Origin of the sequence: Lysinibacillus sp. FSL K6-0102, from assembly GCF_038003545.1 — a bacterium.
GTDB classification, from domain to species: Bacteria; Bacillota; Bacilli; order Bacillales_A; family Planococcaceae; genus Lysinibacillus; species Lysinibacillus capsici.
The window spans coordinates 2,422,469-2,438,533 of the sequence record NZ_JBBOPH010000001.1 but is presented as its reverse complement, the minus strand read 5'-3'; the positions used below and the strand labels follow the sequence as shown (position 1 = coordinate 2,438,533).

Below are 16,065 nucleotides of genomic sequence, written 5' to 3'. Positions count from 1 at the left end.
TTAGTTCCTCCCATAAAAAAAGCTGTCGCAGATGCCGTGAAAGACAACTGTTGCGACAGCTACATTGTTAGTTTGTTGTTTCCTCTGTTTTTTCGGCTGTTCCTACAAGAAGCTCTTTCGCTTTTAGTAACTGAGGATCATCGGCTTTCATTTTTGCACGTAATGCATCCATTAAAGCATACGTTGTATTACCTGTTAGAATGCCTGTTTCTTCAAGGTTGTTCGCTGCTTGTAGTTTTTCTACTGCCTGTGCGGTATTGTCATCAAAGATCCCATCTACTTCACCAGGCTCATACCCTAGCACCTGAAGCATCTCCTCTGCTGCTTTCACAGAGTCAGATTGTAGGCCTGTCTTCATTTCTAAAGAGGCATTCAAGTATGGTAAAGAGGCATAGGATGGATACGCAACTTTGACATCAGGCTCAATTCCTTTTTCATTAATCCAGTTGCCCTTCGGTGTTAACCATTTACCTGTCGTAAATTTCAAATTAGAGCCGTCTTTTAATGGTGTAACATTTTGGACAGTTCCTTTACCGAATGATGTTTCACCAACAACTTTAGCACCAACTGACTCTTTTAATGCTCCTGCCAAAATCTCAGAGGCTGAAGCACTGCCACTATCAACTAGTACTGTAATCGGTAGGTTATATTTTTTACCTGCAATGGCATTTGTAATTTGAGGCTCCGCATCTTTTTCTTGTACCTGCACAATCGCCTTTCCTTCTGGTACAAAGAAATTAGAGATATCGACTGCAGCCTTTAGGTAGCCACCAGGATTTTGACGTAAATCTAATACAATGCCCTTCATTCCTTTGCCTTCATACTCAGTAAGGATTTTTTCAAGCTCTTGGGCAGTTTGTTCACTAAATGATGTAACTTGAATATGGGCAATATTGCCATCCAGCATTTCACCATAAACGGTTTCGACTGGGATGTCATCACGAACAATCGTCATTTGAATAGGTTCCGTATTTTCGCCACGTTTTACCGTTAATTTTACGGGTGTTCCTTTTTCGCCACGAATCAGTGCAACTGCCTCTGTTGCACTTAAGCCCTGAATACTTTTCCCATCAACTGTTAAGATAATATCTTTTGGTAATAAGCCTGCCTTTTCAGCAGGAGAATTTTTGATAGGTGACACTACTGTAATATAACCATTACGTTCTTGGATTTCTGCACCAATTCCTTGGAAGCTTGAAGATAAGCCAGAATTAAATTGATCCGCTTCTTCCTTTACCATGAAATCGGAATAAGGATCGCCTAATGCATCAAACATACCATTGATAGCACCATCGACCACTTTTTCATCGTCAATATCTTGGTAATAGTTATTTTTCAGTAAATCAAATGCTTCATATAATTTTGTAAATTCCTCTCGTTCAATCGGAACTTTCACTTCTACTACTTTCTTATCACCAAAGGTTAACGCAAATATTGTTAAACCTGCCGTAATAAGAATTGTAAAGAACATTAGCATGATAAATTTAAACGGTTTCAGTTGTATAAATTGTCCTGCCGGCTTTATTTCAGCTGGAGTCGGCTCCTGCTGCTGTTCTGTACTTTCTTTTTTCTGTTCATCCATCTTGATTGTCACCACTCTCATTTACACTAACTTGTTGTCACACTACTACCATCTTAACAGGTTATCCAGAAGACGAAAAGAAAAAGACTGTCAAAATTTCATGACAGACCTTGTCCGATCATGCTTCATTCTAACTAGCATTCCAGCACCTATTCAGCCATCATACTACTAAGTTTAGGCATATTATGGTACTGCCTTTTAATTTTACTCATTTCCTAGTAGCAGTCAACAAAAAACTCAAAGAATCATAGAAATGCTATAAGAATATAACGTGCCAGTGTCCAAAAAAGTTGCATCCTATCAGAAATTATTCATGAGTTTTTGCAGTTTTTTATATACGGAATGCACGGTTAATCGATGAAAGGCAATCAATTGTCCTTTATAAACCACTGAAAAAATACCATATGGTGTCGGTGATTTCTCCATCAGCTCTTCTCTCGTTTGAAGATCCACCAGCACTGGCTGCAATCCTAATTTTTCGGCAGCTAATTGAATATTTTCCGTGGCGACGTCTACATATGGACATTGAAAGGAACGTAAAATCGTTAAATGAGGAAATCTCGTTAATCGTTCCTGCCAATTATCAGGAAAGTATGGCCGTTCAACGCTTTCATGAAATGGAAAGACCCATAATTCAAAATCATTGAGTGCTGTTGCCAGATGTTGAAACTGGTGCTGTAAAAATAAATCCTTGCTTGGCGTCCAGGAAGTTTGGTCATTTGTAATGACCACCACTCCCTTTTTCCCACGTTCCTTGGCATCCTTTAAGCACCTCTTCAGTAATTGTGTACCATAGCCCTTCCCCACTGCACTTACCCATAAACAGTGAATCACCACATAGCCATCTGCATGTACAACTCTTGAAGAGTATTCCGCGTCTGTATATTCTATAAAACCTACTTGTTTTTGATTTTCAAGTACTTGTATGTAATGTAAGCCCTTTTCAAATTGTTGATTAAGCCATTTGTTTTTGTTCTGATAGCCCTCTGTTTTTTTCTTGCTTCGTAAACAAAAGCTGCCCTTCCCCTCTAACAGCTCACTATTCATTTCAATCAGCTCTACATGGTGTGTCAATGCTAGTCCCCCAATCCGTTAATTGTACTAATTTTACCATTTTTAGTGAATCATTCAACGATCATCGGAATCGCCTTTTCACTTGTTGTCGCATATGATGCAAGTAATGACAAATGTAAGGAGGAAAAACAATGGGGAGAAATAATAAACCGAGCCAAGGCAATGAATCCATAGAAATTTATGCGGCTAAGCTATCCTATATTGGCACAGCCATTTCAACATTAGGGGATGGTTTACAAACCATTGCAGCGGGACTCGCATTAGAAGCGCTCCAAAACGCGAACAATGATTCTTCTCAAACGAATAATGGCAATGGAAATGGGCATCAAACAGTTAAAATAGATAATATGCAGAAACAAATTGATTATTTAATTGCTGAGCTTAAACACATCAAAAAAATGTTTAAATAACCTTTACATAAAGAAAAGTGTTGAAGACGTTTCTGCTTCAACACTACTGTTTTTTTTCCATTTTCTTATGTGTCCTTTGGATTTCCAATAATTCAGAAACCGTCACAAACTGATAGCCCTGTTTTTCAAGCTCCGGTATGATTTGTTCCATTGCCTGAACCGTTTGTGCTCGATTTCCCCCACCGTCATGAAATAGGACAATATTGCCTGCTTTTACACCTTTTAAAACGGTATTCACGATGCGATGAACACCTGGGCTTTTCCAGTCAAGCGTATCTAAATGCCAAGACCACATAACAACCTTATAGCCTTTTTTTGAAATTGCATCAATCATCGCATCGGTATATTGTCCTTCAACTGGTCTAAATAATGTTGGCTGATAGCCTGTAATCCCTGCAATCACTTCATCTGTTTGCTGTATTTCTTTCATTAAATTGGTAACATTTGTTCTTAAAGGGTGTGTATAGGTATGATTGGCCAATTCATGTCCTTCTTCGTACATTCTTGTAATCAGCTCAGGATTTTTTTCTGCATTTTGACCGACAATAAAAAAGGTTGCTTTTGCATTATATTTTTCCAATACATCAAGGATATCCGCTGTATATTTGCGATGTGGCCCATCATCAAATGTTAAGGCAATGATTTTTTCATCTGTCTGAATTTCCCAAAGAATTTGACCTGCTTCCTCATAATACTTTCTTCCTTTATTTTCAGAAGAACTCACTTTTACATAAAAAAGCGACACCGTGATTAGACTAAGTGGTAGTAAAAGCAATAAAAACTTTTTCACATTTTCACGTCCCCAAATAATTATTTTCGTACTTTATTATTTGAGGATTTCCTAAAAAAATGCTTATGTTTCGCATTCATTCATTAAAATTTGATGGTGGATATGATGTGCCAGATGTTGCATATACTCCTCTATCAACCATCCCAATGTCCTTTGTTGTTGATTCATCACACATGGCTGGGCCAATGTCTCTTCATCAAGGTGGTTCAGTACATACATGATTTTTTTGTTGATGCTTGTCCACAACATTAAAATATCTTCTATCGGTAATTCCTGATAGCCCTGTAACGCGACCCATTGTACTTGGTCGTATGTAGTCACTACATAGGGTGAAGCTTCATTCTGAACTTGAAGAAATCGTTCAAGATTGACAATAGCCGAATCACATAAATGACCGATTACTTCTTTTTTGGACCATTTTTTTGGAGCAGGTCGTTGTGTTATTTCCGCTTCTGTCATCACACACGAAATACTTCTGGTACTTTTATAAGCCAATAATGTAATTGTTCAACTGTCTTTTGCACGAAGGTCACTCCCTTTTGAAACAATTGTTACGTAATAATCTAATAATGCAATCACTTCCTGCACCCGCTTATGTTCGATTTCAATTTTAAAGGAAATCCATATAATGGCGACATTAAAACTCAAGACGGCTAATGCAACGATTTGGACAAGCGACATGCCTATCATGAGCTTGCTATTCATGGTTGTAGCAAACAATGTAAACATGGATAAAATAACACCACTCATGGTAATAAACATGGGCTTCATGCGTATTATCTCATTTGCCTGTACCTTTAACAGATGGACAATAAATCGCAGCTCTTGCCTTGTATATTGTTGCTGAAGGATAACAAAATAGGACTGATACACATCCTCATCAAGCTTTTTATGCAATATATTTTTATGCATCTTTTGCACAAATTGATCACAGAAATCGTGCGCCAACGCTTGCTCTGGCTGTAGCTGTTCTTCTTTATGTTCTATAAAAGCGACCCTCAAACCTCCTCACCCTCTCATATTAAAACTTTCACTCCATTTACTATATGAAGGAAAGAGAGCCGTGTAGTACGAATTGAAGCAAAGTCGTTTATTTTTGAGTGTCTTTTTGCCGCGCTCTACTTAATCCAAATATAGCTGTTGCGAAAACAAAAACTACCGTACAAAGCCACATTGTCACCCCATTCCAAGCGCCTTTAGCAATCGTAATATTCGCTAATAGCGCTATTTGCATGATACAAACGGCGATATAAAGCATAAATGTGTAATTCAACCGAGAGCCTCCATTTTCTAAGATCCAAAAGCAAAAACAAGATCCGTCTCGCAAACTATTTCTCCATCTACCATTGCAATCCCTCTGCCTTTCCCAACAGCGCCCTTCACACGTGTAATCTCCACTTCTAGATGTAGCTGATCACCAGGCTTTACTTGCTTTTTAAAGCGACAATGATCGATTCCTGCCAATAAACCTAATCTTCCCTCATTCCCAGCCTTTGTCAGCATAATCACTGCACTAACCTGTGCTAATGCTTCAACAATTAGCACACCTGGCATCACAGGATACTGCGGAAAATGACCTTTAAAAAACTCTTCATTAATCGTTACATTTTTCAACCCCACTGCGCGCTTGCCCTCTTCTAACTCCACAATACGGTCTACCAAAAGAAATGGATATCGGTGTGGCAAAATAGCTTGTAATTGTTGACTTGTTAACATATGAATTCCTCCAACGTATTTTTATAATCTTATTCTAACACTAAATATTAGTACTAGGTAATAAAATTTCATTAGTATTATTCATTAGTTTTCTGAATTATTTTTCATTATTTTTTCAATATTTCTTTATCGACAGCCACACAATAGCTAGAATATAATATTCCATGCATTCACCCTAGAATGATTAGTTTATTAGAATAGGATGGTTTCGCATGTTATCTTTTATCGCAATAGTTCTTTTATTATTTTTAATTCCAGGTCCTGCAGTAATTATTACCATTACACAAACATTAAAAAGCGGAAAAAAGAATGGTATTTATACAGCTTTAGGTATCGGTCTTGGTGACTTGGTTCATACATTAGCGGCTGTTTTAGGTCTCTCTGCTATTTTAATGAAATCAGCCACTGCCTTTGAAGTGGTGAAATATATTGGTGTGGCATACCTTGTTTACTTAGGCATTCAGATGCTCCTCACAAAGCCAAAGAAAATTGAGCAACCGACTGTCGAACAAAGTCCTGCTAGTACTTCATTCCGTCAAGGCTTTTTAGCAGAAATCCTCAATCCAAAGACGGCACTGTTTTTCCTAGCCTTCCTACCGCAATTTGTTCAGCATAACGAGCAATCTGTCACAAGCCAATTGCTAACACTCGGTATAACATTTGTCGTGATGAGTGCTTTATATACAATCCTACTCGCAGTAATTACAAGCTTCATTGGCGAAAAAATCTTTACAAAAACAAGCGGTAGCTCACGCTGGCTCGAAAAGACAGTTGGCTTCGTTTATATCGGTCTCGGTGTCCGTTTAGCATTACAGACACAAAGTAGATAAATTGGAGAAGAACACAAAAAGTGTTCTTCTTTTTTTGCAGGAAAATGGAGTTTTAATAGCCAATAATATTAAAAAGGAGGGTTACATTTGAATCAACGTCAAGAAAATCTATTTCAGCAGCTAGCCAATTATCGTGGCGAGCTGCTTCACTTACTCGAGCATGTATCAGAAGAAAAAGCGAACATCATCCCAGCTGGATTTCATAATAATATTCGCTGGAATATGGGTCATGTTTATCTCGATCAATATTTATGGATAGAGGCATTAACAAAGGAAAAGGATACAGATTTAGAAGCTCTCAAGAAATGGTTTGGCTTTGGTACATCGCCAAAGCATTTTGACGACGAAACGCCATCCTTCGAGGAATTAAAGAAGTATTTAGCTCAGCAGCCTGAACAATTAAAGGAACAGTATGGCCATCGATTGTCAGAGGAATTCCCTCCTATTGATATGGGTATGCAAACCATTGAACAAGTACTGTTACGCACCATCTTTCATGAAGGTATGCATTTACAAGCGATTTTAACCATTTATCGATGCCTAAACGAAGCAACAGACCGAGTTTGATACTGGGTCTGTTGTTCTTGTTTTAATAGAACAAAAATCTTTACATAACTCATGCTTTTCACCCGTCCTTTTCATCACGCGATATGCATTTGTTTTTTGGTATCCTTTCCGTTCAAAAAATGGTCCCGCTGTAAGACCAGCATCCGTGTAAATATGTGTTAGACCAAGCTTTTTTGCGTCTGCTTCTATTCCCTTGTCCCTGAAAATCCTTATGTGACATGAAGGCTGATCCAAATTTGTCAATTCGATGATGCTCCCTTGCGACATAGGTCTTATTATTTCTTAAAGACTGTTGCCAAAGCCGCTACTTTAAATGGTTGCATTGCTAACGGTGCACAAGCCTACAATTTGGCCTGTGAATACCTATGTACAGTTCCGTAAAATAATTACAAAATTTCTTCCAAGCCATCGTCGTGAGCGTTTGTAAAATTGAGTTCTTCTCACCATCTATATGCCAATAATAGTTATTTATATAAAAATATAGCAAGCTTATAGATCCCTATAATCTATAAGCTTTTGTTCTACTGTTTCGGTGTATTGGCTGTCAGCGGATTTGCATTGGCTACTAATTGTACAGGCGTAGTTGTTTGTTGAAAGCTATCCTTTTGTCCTTGATTCGATTTTCCGTAGCCTTTCATCACAGCAAATAATGCTGCACCAACAATGCCCCATGTCAAAAACTTCATTTAAAAAACCTCCTTTCAGCATTAGTATTCGAGAACAAATACAGATTATACACTGTCAAAAAGTTGCTAATAGCGGTGGTGATTTTGTGTTTTATTTCAACTTCTTTACTTTGATATCTAGCAACACGATGGTTTTAATCTAAATGACACACTGCGAAATCAAGTCCAAAATATTGATGATGATACACAACCTTTTCCAGCCAAAAGAAAAAATAGTAAAGTTTTTATTATATACATAAGAATATTATGGTAAAATTTCCGATGGTGGTAAGTGTTAAAGTATAAGGAGGTTATATACCATGAAAAAATTTTTTACAGGGCTATTTTTAACATCTACATTATTTGTAGCAACACCTGCTGATGCCGCAACGACACAAATCAAAATCGACGATGTTGTGGTAAAATCTGATACAGCACCCGAGCAAAAAAACAATCGAACAATGGTGCCATTACGAGTGATCAGTGAAAATCTTGGTGCGCAAGTTCATTGGCAGGATTCACAAATCACCCTTTCAATGGATCAAACAACCATTAAATTGAATCTTAATAACCGAACAGTCATTAAAAATGGTCAAAAAGAACAATTGGATGTACAACCATACATGAAAAACAATCGCACCTATGTACCAATTCGCTTTATTGCTGAAACATTCGGCAGTCAAGTGCATTATAATGATGGCACAGTGAATATTACGACTGAACCATTGCTAATTGAAGATGAAAAAATCAAGGTACTACGCTATGAATACCATATGACAATGGGTGGTGTCATTCAGGACATCAAGGGCAATGCCTATCACCAAGCACTTTTCAAAATTTTCCAAGAAAAGAAAGGCGACAAAGTAGAGGCTCCGAAAGATTATTATTGGCACCTCAATCTAGAAACTCCTGGATCTTATTACAAGCTTGGTCAATTTGATTTTATGAGCCATGATCAAAACAGTGTTCGACAATATGATATCTATACATTAAATCAACCTTTCCCAGAGGAATTATTACAAGGCTATCCTGAGTATTTACTCCATGATTTCGATGGCGATAACTGGTATATTTTCTCTGAGCAAGCAGTGAAGTCAATACAGCAACTGATTAATAGTGCATATAATAATGGCTTTAGCAAAATAATTAGTAATACAGTCGCTTAAAAAAATTTTTAATGGCAGCTATACACAACATATTCTGTAAAAAGATGTGCAAAATATTCATATCAACGATTGATTGATGGAGGTTTGCCTCATGCAGAAATTCCTATCATTAAGTATAGCGCTACTATTCCTTTTATCTGCTTGTTCGTCGGAAGAAGCTCCGCCCAGCGAGGAAGCAGAAGCCAAAGAACAGACCGTAAATGCGCAGCCAAAAGAAAATCTAAACGTTTTGAACGATGATCAAGGTTGGGTAATGGCTGAGTAATGAGAAAAGCGTGTTTGATAAAAAATATCAAACACGCTTTTCTACACTATTTTTGTATAATCTGAATAAGGTTGCCACATGTATCATTAAAAACTGCTATTGTGACTTCTCCCGCTTTTGTCGGCTTAAGTGTAAATTCAACGCCTTTCTCCAATAAACGGCTATACTCCTTTTCTAAATCAGCAACTCCAAACATTGTTGCTGGAATGCCTTCAGCGAAAATCCTCCTTTGATAGTCCTTTGCTGCAGGATGCTCATCTGGCTCAAGTAATAGCTCAGTGCCCTCTAAATCATCAGGCGACACAAGCGTTAGCCATCTATGTTTTCCTACTGGGACATCCTCCTTTTTTACAAACCCTAGCTTTTCCATATAAAATGCCAGTGCCTTTTCCTGATCTTGTACAAAGATACTGTTGACAATAATATTCAATTGCTTTTCCTCCTTTTAAGTCGTTTAAGAAGCATCCTTCACACGTAAACTTTATTCTACCCATCCTTTCAGTAAATCTTTAAGTGGTTCCTTATTGAAAAGAATGACTCTATATTTTCCCTTTCGCTGTGATAGGACGAGTCCAGCACTCTCTAAGACAGACAGATGCTTAGCAATCCCCTGCCTCGAAATGGAAAGTTCATGTTTCATTAGAAGACGCACCGTCAATTCATACAACGTCATCTCATCACACTCAGCCAGTTCATCTAATATAAGTCTCCGAGTCGAGTCCCCTAGTGCTTTAAAAACAGCGTCTTTATCCCAATTCATAGCTTGATTATAGGCAACTCTATGGTTGCATGTCAACTATAAGCAACTTGTGGGTTGTATGATTTTTGTACGTGTGGTCTCCTTATTTGAACAGGGTGAATCTTTAGGAGCGGGGCTCTACTCATTTAGAGTGGTAACTAACTTTTTAGGACGACTTTATACTCGTTTAAAGCGGCTGCTTACCTATCATGAGTAAAAAACAGCAAGCCTGAGTTAGCTTACTCAGACTTGCTGTTTTTCTTCGATCGGTAACACTGTAGAATATTTAATTTCTCGTAAGGATAAATTCGTTTGAATTCTAGAAACGCCAAGCTTATTTAATTTTCGAATAAATTGATTTAAGTCTTGGCGGTCTCGAATTACGACCTTTAACAAATAATCATAGGCACCTGTTAAGCAATGACATTCCAAAATTTCGGTCATTGTTTTCAAGCTGTTTTCTAACTCCTCTATTTCCTTCTCCTGATGAATATTTGTGCTCATAAATATATAGCACAATAAATCAAACCCTAGTTTCTCCTGATTTAAAATTGCGACTTGTTGATCAATATAGCCTTCATTTTCTAGACGTTTCACCCTTGTATGGGTTGCTGGTGGGGACAAATTCACCCGTCTAGCTAATTCCGCATTGCTAATCTGAACCTCTCGCTGCAAAATCGCTAATAATTGCAGATCGACATTATCTAATCCTTTATTTTTTATATCCTCCATTGTTTTCTCCTCTTTTGATTATTTTTAGACAAGGAAGTTTTTAATGCGATTTCAAAATATTATTTTGATATTCATTAAATAACTTTCGATTATTTTGATTTTATTCAATTATACAAAATATTATACTGATAAATCACTAATAGTGCTATGATTCTTATTATACATAAAAGCAAAAGGAGTGTACCTATACTGTGGTTAAATTTTATATGGGCTTAATGCTTGTCACGAGCTTACTATGGGGAGGCAATTTTGTTGTGGCTAAGACGCTAGTGGCTCATGCCTCTCCAATGACCTTAACGTTGGTCAGATGGCTGATCGCAGTGATCGTCCTGCTACCGTTAGTTTGGTGGAAAGAGAAGAGATTGGTTCCTGCTAAAGCCGCTCTTGTGCCATTATTCCTGATGGGCATTACAGGTGTTGCCTTATTTAATATATTTCAATTTTTAGCGTTGGAACGAACAACATCCACGAATGCTGGTCTTATTTCTACAATGAATACCATGTCCATCGCCCTTTTTTCCTTCGCCTTTCTGAAAGAAAAAATAAATGGCTGGCAACTTCTGGCGATGGTACTCTCTTTAATTGGTGTTTTTCTTGTCCTTTCGAAAGGAGATTGGCAGCTGTTATGGCACTTCCAATTGAATACAGGAGATTTATGGATGGTGGCAGCCGTTTGCGTATGGGGACTTTATTCTGTATGTAGTAAGTGGGCTATGCAAACAACCTCTCCGTTAATGGCGACATTGTATGCAGGTTTGTTTGGGGTACTCATCCTAGTCCCATTCACGATTACGGATTTTACCTTCTCCGAAATCGACTCCTCTTTCATCCTTTCGCTTCTTTATACAGGGGTCATCTCTACAGTAGTTTGTATGGTATTTTGGAATATTGGCGTTCAACAATTAGGTGCCACCACCTCTGGTATTTTTCTAAACTTTAATCCTATTTTTACAGCATTGCTCGCCTTTTTATTTATCGGTGAACAGCTAAGCTGGCTGCAAGGCATTGGGGGAATCATCGTGATTTTGGGATGCTACTTATTCACACATTTTAAAACGAAGACGCCTCAGGCTGTGCTCTAAATTTCTATTTTTCAAACTTGCAAATAATAAAAGATGCATTCCCCCTCTTAAAACTCATCGAGAGGCAATGCATCTAATGATGTAGATGTTTTTTTGCTACTACCACAAATGAAACACCGTTCCTTCGTGAAGCTTGCTTGTCATACGTAAACCTTGGCTTAATGGTGTTGCAATCTGATGGATAAAAGTTCTTTAGGCTGTAGTAGTTTTGCCAATTGCTCTTCATCCATTTCAACGCATTATCCGCTACGGTGATTTCGAGATGGGTATCAAAATTGATAATACGAATATGTATCGTTCCCCCGTCAGAACGCTTTAACATTCCATGCTTTAATGCATTTTCAATTAATGGCTGGTTAGTCAGTGATGGGATGAGGACAGTTGTCTCCGACTTTAGTTGCCATACAACCTGAATACGCTTGCCAAAACGCTCCTACTGTATATAGAGGTAGACTTGAACCAACCTAAGTTCATTTTCTAGTAGAACAAGTGCTTCCACATTTTGAAAATTACTGGACTCTCTAAAAAAATCTCAATGCCTCTACTAATTTACTTGTCCGCTCACTATTTAATTCACTAAACCCGACAGGAAGTGGGTCTTTTTAATGACGGTCCTTTTTTAGTGGATGGCTGAAAAAGCAAACCAGTATTCATGTCTATCCGCACATCTACAAAATCTGAACAATCCATAAACTGGGTGAGATTAACCCTAGACTACAGGTATAATGAAAGAAAAACCAAAATTGATTGGAGATGCCATGAAAATTCGATTAGAAACATTAACACAGGGTGATTTTGAAAACTTATATGCATTTGAGGTTAAAAATAGGGCCTATTTTGAAAAAACAGTCCCAAGTCGAGGGGATGACTATTACGAATTACCAAGTTTCATAAGAAAAAATGACATGCTTTTAGAGGAACAAGCACAACAGCTATCCTATTTCTATCTAATAAAAAATGAACTTGAAGAAATTATAGGAAGAATCAATGTAATCGATATTGATAAGGATCAACGATTAGGCCATATCGGTTATAGAGTAGGACAAGAATTTAGTGGGAAAGGGGTTGCCCATACAGCCTTAGAATTAGTATTAGACCTTATGCGCCAGCAAGGCATGCTCATCATTGAGGCACAAACAACAACGAACAATATAGCCTCTCAAAAAGTATTAGAAAAAAACGGTTTTAAACAAGTGGATAGAAGCGGAGAATCATTTGAAATGAATGGTCAAAACTTCACTTTTACTTATTACCGGTGGATTAATTCCTAGGATGATCTGACAAACCGTATTGTCAGATCATCCAATTTAAAAGAATGTGCCTAATCTAATGAGACCTCTTTAATCGCTGTTTTCAATTCCTCTAAACTCTTAATCATTTGCAGTAAAGAATGATATTCAGCTGCATTCAAGTGATCACCATGCACTGTTATGTATCTTTTTATGCTACTTTCCATTGTTTGAATCTCTAGCATAGCATTATACTGAACGTCAGGTTCTTGGTGTCTACTCTTCTCTCTATTTTGTTGGTTTCGATTTTGGGGCACTGCGGTTTGATAGCTCCTTTAACATCTTGTATACCTCCATAGATATACATATTTTGCATGACAAATTACTAATAACGAAGGGTAATTATAGTATAATAGTTACCTTTTTATCCCTTTATAATTGTAAAAATACAATTATCGAAGCCTATTTTATAATATAGCACTCTACAAATTCTATACAACGCAAAAAAATCAAAATGAGCACCTAGCCATCTTGATTTTTTGCAGGTGGAAGCCAATAACTTTCACACCTTTTGTGGTGGAATAATGCCTGTTACAAGTAAAATAAAGAATACCAATCCAATAAGGAAAAATATCAGTGACGCTATAAATACGGGCCCAAGTTTAACCTTGAACCGTTCTCGCTCATGAATGATCCCTGTTTGTGCACTCACTTGGGATGTATAAAGCCTTGACATCGCTCCACCGCTACTCGAAAAGTAAAACGTTCCTAAGGTAAAGGCAATGCCGGTGAAAAACATCACTTCGATAAATCGCACAGAGAATATTGTGGCAACCCAGTACGTCAACGATATTTCTACAATCCATGCAATGATGATAATAATCATGTGTTTCCGTGGCATTAAAGGAGCCCCTTCATTTTTTCTTTAGCTACTTCTACGCATCTTTTTAGAAAAAGTTTCATTTTTCTAAATATATTGTCTATAAGACTTATTTTGTTCTTAGAGATCATCAATCAATTGTATTAATTGTTGTTGAGTGAGTTCGCCTTTCACGCTGTGCTGTAATTTTCCTTCTTTATCAAAGATAAAGGTACTAGGATAATTCACCACTTCAAACGTTTTCTGTAGTACTCCCTCTTCGTCTAGGAAGATAGGAAATGATAAAGCATAAGTATCCTTAAATGCTGCCGCCTTCTTATAGCTATCATAGGCTGTGGCATTGATGGCTAGCAGCTCGACATCCTTTGATTTTTGTTGATAGAATGCCTCTAGTTCAGGTGCTTCCTGTTGACAAGGCCCACACCAGGACGCCCAAAAATTCACTACTACTATTTTGCCCTTATATGCTTCAAACGTTGTGGAGGATTGATCTAGCTTTGTTAAAGCAGTTTCATAATTAATTTGTTTGGTGCCATCCTCCAAAACAGTCATAGATGGTGTAAGAGATGCTTGGAAAAAAACATTTTTTAATGCCACACCAATAAAGATTGCTATGATAAGTGCAGAGATAATGAAACTTATTTTTTTACGATTCATACTAACTCTCCTTTTAAAATATACAAATATTTGTATATTTTACCATACTATCAACTAACAGAATATGAACTTTTTATAAAAAATAGCCCCTACTCTAAAAGTAAGGGCTACTCTTTCTTACGTGAAAGATGTTTTATTTTTATAGGCAATCACACTTACGAGAAGTAGCATACTAGCTGAAAGGAAAAAAACAACTCGTATCCCATACCATTCTGACAACATGCCCATCATTAAAGATGAAAGGCCGAATACCCCTGTCACAATGACATTCAACGATGTATACACCGTTGGTAATTTCTCCTTTGAGACACTTGTTTGAATGATAGTTTGCTGTGGAATGTTTTTTAATTGTCCACATAAGCCAATCAGCAAAGAACAGAGTAAAGCCATCAATGGTGTGATACTAACCGCAAAGAATAATGTAAAAATAGCGGATAACAGCGCACCTCCACTTATGAACATAGCTTTCTTACGCTCAATAAATTTGGTCCATTTTAAACAAATCATACTCCCTATAATCATGCCAATAAAAAAAATGCCGTTGAGATAACCCCACCATTGAGAAGAAGCCTGTAATGCTTCTTCTACAAAAACAAGTAAAATCGCTGCGACCCACACTGCACCTGCCATCGATTCCAGTAAATCCATTCGTGCAGCTACCTTTAGTACAGGTGTTTGATGGATGGATTGCCACCCTTGCATAAATAACACCCATTTCTTTTTTTCTGGACGTTCCATACGTGCCACATCTGGTAAAAGCTTTAAAAGCAATGTTGCCATGAAAAAAAGGACGACAACGCCCCATATAAGCTGTGATGGTGTAAAGAGAAGCAGCAAGGAACTGCCAACAAACCAAGAACCCACCTGAATGGATTGGATAACCGTTTCTGCAATACTATTTGCTCGCAATAAATCCTTTTCTTCCACATAATGAGGCAGCAAGGATTGACGAATAGGATTGGCACAACCATCCAAAAACGCAACCATCGCAATCAATAAAAACACAAAGCCAATCATCGGCTGGTCGCCTACCCATTGTACATACAAGGCAAGGCCCAAAATGACAGCGGTTTTAAAGCCTTGAGAAATAGTTAGCAATTGATTCAACGACACTTTTGTCGTAATAAGAGGTGTTAGCAAACTGGAAATCAACATAAAAGTAGTTATAATAAACGGTACGAAGGAAGTAGCAATCGCCGAGTTGGTGAAACGATAAATTATACTAATCACGCTTACTATATAGAGAATATCACCAATATCCGCTAAAGATTGACCTGTCAATAAAAGTGAAAAAGATCGGTTTTTAAACACGTTTTATCCCCCAAAATTAAGATTTTATTTTTTCTTGGGAGATTTTTAAATTGGACGAACCTGCATGTCTGAACTCCTTTTTACGCCTAGTTGAAAAAACGATGGGGGATTTCATTTTTTTCAAATTTCTATGCGTGATTTTGATTAAATTTCATGAAAATTCTAAAGTATTTATCTTATTTTAGCATTACTTTCACTTTGTTGCCAGCACGCAAAAAGACCAGGTGTTCTCAAAAAATTTGAGCCCTGGTCTTTTTGTGAAAAGTGAAACCTACTAGTTTGCTTTAGTGTTTTGTATTCTACTAGTACAGTAGTCGTGCCAGCTTGGCAAAGGTTACACATTTTTGAAGAAAAATTCACGAAACTTATT

The 16,065-nt window shown here is 37.4% G+C and carries 22 protein-coding genes; 7 read left to right on the top strand and 15 right to left on the bottom strand.

What is annotated here, in order from left to right; all coding sequences use genetic code 11:
* Nucleotides 1-67: 67 nt before the first annotated feature.
* Nucleotides 68-1,582, bottom strand: a complete 1,515-nt coding sequence (locus NYE73_RS12385; protein ID WP_048392917.1) for a lmo1851 family serine protease — start codon at nt 1,580-1,582, stop codon at nt 68-70.
* Between the two features lie 300 nt (nt 1,583-1,882).
* On the bottom strand, nt 1,883-2,656 hold the full coding sequence (locus NYE73_RS12380) for a GNAT family N-acetyltransferase (protein WP_259950726.1): 774 nt from the start codon (nt 2,654-2,656) through the stop codon (nt 1,883-1,885).
* 131 nt (nt 2,657-2,787) lie between these two features.
* On the opposite strand from NYE73_RS12380, the gene NYE73_RS12375 reads away from it, so the two are divergent.
* Nucleotides 2,788-3,066 (top strand): hypothetical protein, encoded by a 279-nt coding sequence (locus tag NYE73_RS12375; RefSeq protein ID WP_048392921.1) that lies wholly within the window; start codon nt 2,788-2,790, stop codon nt 3,064-3,066.
* Nucleotides 3,067-3,109: 43 nt separating this feature from the next.
* Here the strand turns inward: NYE73_RS12375 and NYE73_RS12370 are convergent, their stop codons facing one another.
* The 5 genes from NYE73_RS12370 to fabZ form a co-directional block, all read right to left on the bottom strand.
* On the bottom strand, nt 3,110-3,856 hold the full coding sequence (locus tag NYE73_RS12370; protein ID WP_066036803.1) for a polysaccharide deacetylase family protein: 747 nt from the start codon (nt 3,854-3,856) through the stop codon (nt 3,110-3,112).
* Nucleotides 3,857-3,919: 63 nt separating this feature from the next.
* Nucleotides 3,920-4,315, bottom strand: a complete 396-nt coding sequence (locus tag NYE73_RS12365) for a DinB family protein (RefSeq protein WP_259950772.1) — start codon at nt 4,313-4,315, stop codon at nt 3,920-3,922.
* A 48-nt stretch (nt 4,316-4,363) separates the two neighbouring features.
* Nucleotides 4,364-4,858, bottom strand: coding sequence for a hydroxymyristoyl-ACP dehydratase (locus NYE73_RS12360; RefSeq protein ID WP_259950725.1), 495 nt, complete (start codon nt 4,856-4,858; stop codon nt 4,364-4,366).
* An 88-nt stretch (nt 4,859-4,946) separates the two neighbouring features.
* On the bottom strand, nt 4,947-5,129 hold the full coding sequence (locus NYE73_RS12355) for a hypothetical protein (RefSeq protein ID WP_066036806.1): 183 nt from the start codon (nt 5,127-5,129) through the stop codon (nt 4,947-4,949).
* Between the two features lie 17 nt (nt 5,130-5,146).
* Nucleotides 5,147-5,572 (bottom strand): 3-hydroxyacyl-ACP dehydratase FabZ, encoded by a 426-nt coding sequence (gene fabZ / locus NYE73_RS12350; protein WP_048392930.1) that lies wholly within the window; start codon nt 5,570-5,572, stop codon nt 5,147-5,149.
* 212 nt (nt 5,573-5,784) lie between these two features.
* Between fabZ and NYE73_RS12345 the strand changes: the two genes are divergently transcribed.
* Entirely contained in the window at nt 5,785-6,402 is a 618-nt protein-coding gene (locus NYE73_RS12345) for a LysE family translocator (protein WP_004230157.1), read from the top strand.
* Nucleotides 6,403-6,489: 87 nt separating this feature from the next.
* Nucleotides 6,490-6,969 (top strand): DinB family protein, encoded by a 480-nt coding sequence (locus NYE73_RS12340; RefSeq protein WP_054548622.1) that lies wholly within the window; start codon nt 6,490-6,492, stop codon nt 6,967-6,969.
* Nucleotides 6,970-7,490: 521 nt separating this feature from the next.
* Here the strand turns inward: NYE73_RS12340 and NYE73_RS12335 are convergent.
* Nucleotides 7,491-7,655, bottom strand: coding sequence for a hypothetical protein (locus NYE73_RS12335; protein ID WP_004230164.1), 165 nt, complete (start codon nt 7,653-7,655; stop codon nt 7,491-7,493).
* A gap of 299 nt (nt 7,656-7,954) precedes the next feature.
* Here NYE73_RS12335 and NYE73_RS12330 point away from each other — a divergent pair, with 299 nt between their 5' ends.
* Both NYE73_RS12330 and NYE73_RS12325 read left to right on the top strand, forming a co-directional pair.
* The gene (locus NYE73_RS12330) at nt 7,955-8,800 is read left to right on the top strand and encodes a copper amine oxidase N-terminal domain-containing protein (protein ID WP_048392936.1); all 846 of its coding nucleotides are present in this window, start codon (nt 7,955-7,957) and stop codon (nt 8,798-8,800) included.
* A gap of 91 nt (nt 8,801-8,891) precedes the next feature.
* A complete protein-coding gene (locus tag NYE73_RS12325) occupies nt 8,892-9,065 on the top strand; it encodes a hypothetical protein (protein WP_197078723.1) in 174 nt (57 codons plus the stop codon).
* Nucleotides 9,066-9,111: 46 nt separating this feature from the next.
* On the opposite strand, the gene NYE73_RS12320 is transcribed toward NYE73_RS12325, so the two are convergent.
* The 3 genes from NYE73_RS12320 to NYE73_RS12310 all read right to left on the bottom strand — a co-directional run bounded on the left by NYE73_RS12320 (nt 9,112) and on the right by NYE73_RS12310 (nt 10,536).
* The gene (locus tag NYE73_RS12320) at nt 9,112-9,495 is read right to left on the bottom strand and encodes a VOC family protein (RefSeq protein ID WP_048392938.1); all 384 of its coding nucleotides are present in this window, start codon (nt 9,493-9,495) and stop codon (nt 9,112-9,114) included.
* A gap of 51 nt (nt 9,496-9,546) precedes the next feature.
* Entirely contained in the window at nt 9,547-9,825 is a 279-nt protein-coding gene (locus tag NYE73_RS12315) for an ArsR/SmtB family transcription factor (protein WP_054548639.1), read from the bottom strand.
* A gap of 222 nt (nt 9,826-10,047) precedes the next feature.
* Nucleotides 10,048-10,536: an Lrp/AsnC family transcriptional regulator gene (locus NYE73_RS12310; RefSeq protein WP_259950722.1), complete on the bottom strand. Its 489-nt coding sequence runs from the start codon at nt 10,534-10,536 to the stop codon at nt 10,048-10,050.
* 206 nt (nt 10,537-10,742) lie between these two features.
* On the opposite strand from NYE73_RS12310, the gene NYE73_RS12305 reads away from it, so the two are divergent.
* Both NYE73_RS12305 and NYE73_RS12300 read left to right on the top strand, forming a co-directional pair.
* Nucleotides 10,743-11,618, top strand: coding sequence for a DMT family transporter (locus NYE73_RS12305; RefSeq protein WP_259950771.1), 876 nt, complete (start codon nt 10,743-10,745; stop codon nt 11,616-11,618).
* A 758-nt stretch (nt 11,619-12,376) separates the two neighbouring features.
* Entirely contained in the window at nt 12,377-12,889 is a 513-nt protein-coding gene (locus NYE73_RS12300) for a GNAT family N-acetyltransferase (protein WP_048392985.1), read from the top strand.
* Between the two features lie 50 nt (nt 12,890-12,939).
* Here the strand turns inward: NYE73_RS12300 and NYE73_RS12295 are convergent, their stop codons facing one another.
* The 4 genes from NYE73_RS12295 to NYE73_RS12280 form a co-directional block, all read right to left on the bottom strand.
* Nucleotides 12,940-13,164 carry a hypothetical protein gene (locus tag NYE73_RS12295; RefSeq protein ID WP_259950720.1) on the bottom strand — a complete coding sequence of 75 codons (225 nt, stop codon included), beginning with the start codon at nt 13,162-13,164 and terminating at the stop codon, nt 12,940-12,942.
* 245 nt (nt 13,165-13,409) lie between these two features.
* Complete coding sequence (locus NYE73_RS12290; protein ID WP_048392945.1) at nt 13,410-13,748, bottom strand: hypothetical protein; 339 nt, start codon at nt 13,746-13,748, stop codon at nt 13,410-13,412.
* 99 nt (nt 13,749-13,847) lie between these two features.
* Nucleotides 13,848-14,384, bottom strand: a complete 537-nt coding sequence (locus NYE73_RS12285) for a TlpA family protein disulfide reductase (protein ID WP_048392947.1) — start codon at nt 14,382-14,384, stop codon at nt 13,848-13,850.
* Nucleotides 14,385-14,501: 117 nt separating this feature from the next.
* The gene (locus NYE73_RS12280) at nt 14,502-15,695 is read right to left on the bottom strand and encodes an MFS transporter (protein ID WP_259950718.1); all 1,194 of its coding nucleotides are present in this window, start codon (nt 15,693-15,695) and stop codon (nt 14,502-14,504) included.
* Between the last annotated feature and the right edge of the window lie 370 nt (nt 15,696-16,065).

Coding starts and splice junctions, on each gene's coding strand:
- NYE73_RS12385 (WP_048392917.1), bottom strand. CDS start 1,582: ATGGATGAACAGAAAAAAGAAAGTACAGAACAGCAGCAGGAGCCGACT.
- NYE73_RS12375 (WP_048392921.1), top strand. CDS start 2,788: ATGGGGAGAAATAATAAACCGAGCCAAGGCAATGAATCCATAGAAATT.
- NYE73_RS12365 (WP_259950772.1), bottom strand. CDS start 4,315: ATGACAGAAGCGGAAATAACACAACGACCTGCTCCAAAAAAATGGTCC.
- fabZ (WP_048392930.1), bottom strand. CDS start 5,572: ATGTTAACAAGTCAACAATTACAAGCTATTTTGCCACACCGATATCCA.
- NYE73_RS12345 (WP_004230157.1), top strand. CDS start 5,785: ATGTTATCTTTTATCGCAATAGTTCTTTTATTATTTTTAATTCCAGGT.
- NYE73_RS12335 (WP_004230164.1), bottom strand. CDS start 7,655: ATGAAGTTTTTGACATGGGGCATTGTTGGTGCAGCATTATTTGCTGTG.
- NYE73_RS12330 (WP_048392936.1), top strand. CDS start 7,955: ATGAAAAAATTTTTTACAGGGCTATTTTTAACATCTACATTATTTGTA.
- NYE73_RS12325 (WP_197078723.1), top strand. CDS start 8,892: ATGCAGAAATTCCTATCATTAAGTATAGCGCTACTATTCCTTTTATCT.
- NYE73_RS12315 (WP_054548639.1), bottom strand. CDS start 9,825: ATGAATTGGGATAAAGACGCTGTTTTTAAAGCACTAGGGGACTCGACT.
- NYE73_RS12310 (WP_259950722.1), bottom strand. CDS start 10,536: ATGGAGGATATAAAAAATAAAGGATTAGATAATGTCGATCTGCAATTA.
- NYE73_RS12305 (WP_259950771.1), top strand. CDS start 10,743: ATGGGCTTAATGCTTGTCACGAGCTTACTATGGGGAGGCAATTTTGTT.
- NYE73_RS12300 (WP_048392985.1), top strand. CDS start 12,377: ATGAAAATTCGATTAGAAACATTAACACAGGGTGATTTTGAAAACTTA.
- NYE73_RS12290 (WP_048392945.1), bottom strand. CDS start 13,748: ATGCCACGGAAACACATGATTATTATCATCATTGCATGGATTGTAGAA.
- NYE73_RS12285 (WP_048392947.1), bottom strand. CDS start 14,384: ATGAATCGTAAAAAAATAAGTTTCATTATCTCTGCACTTATCATAGCA.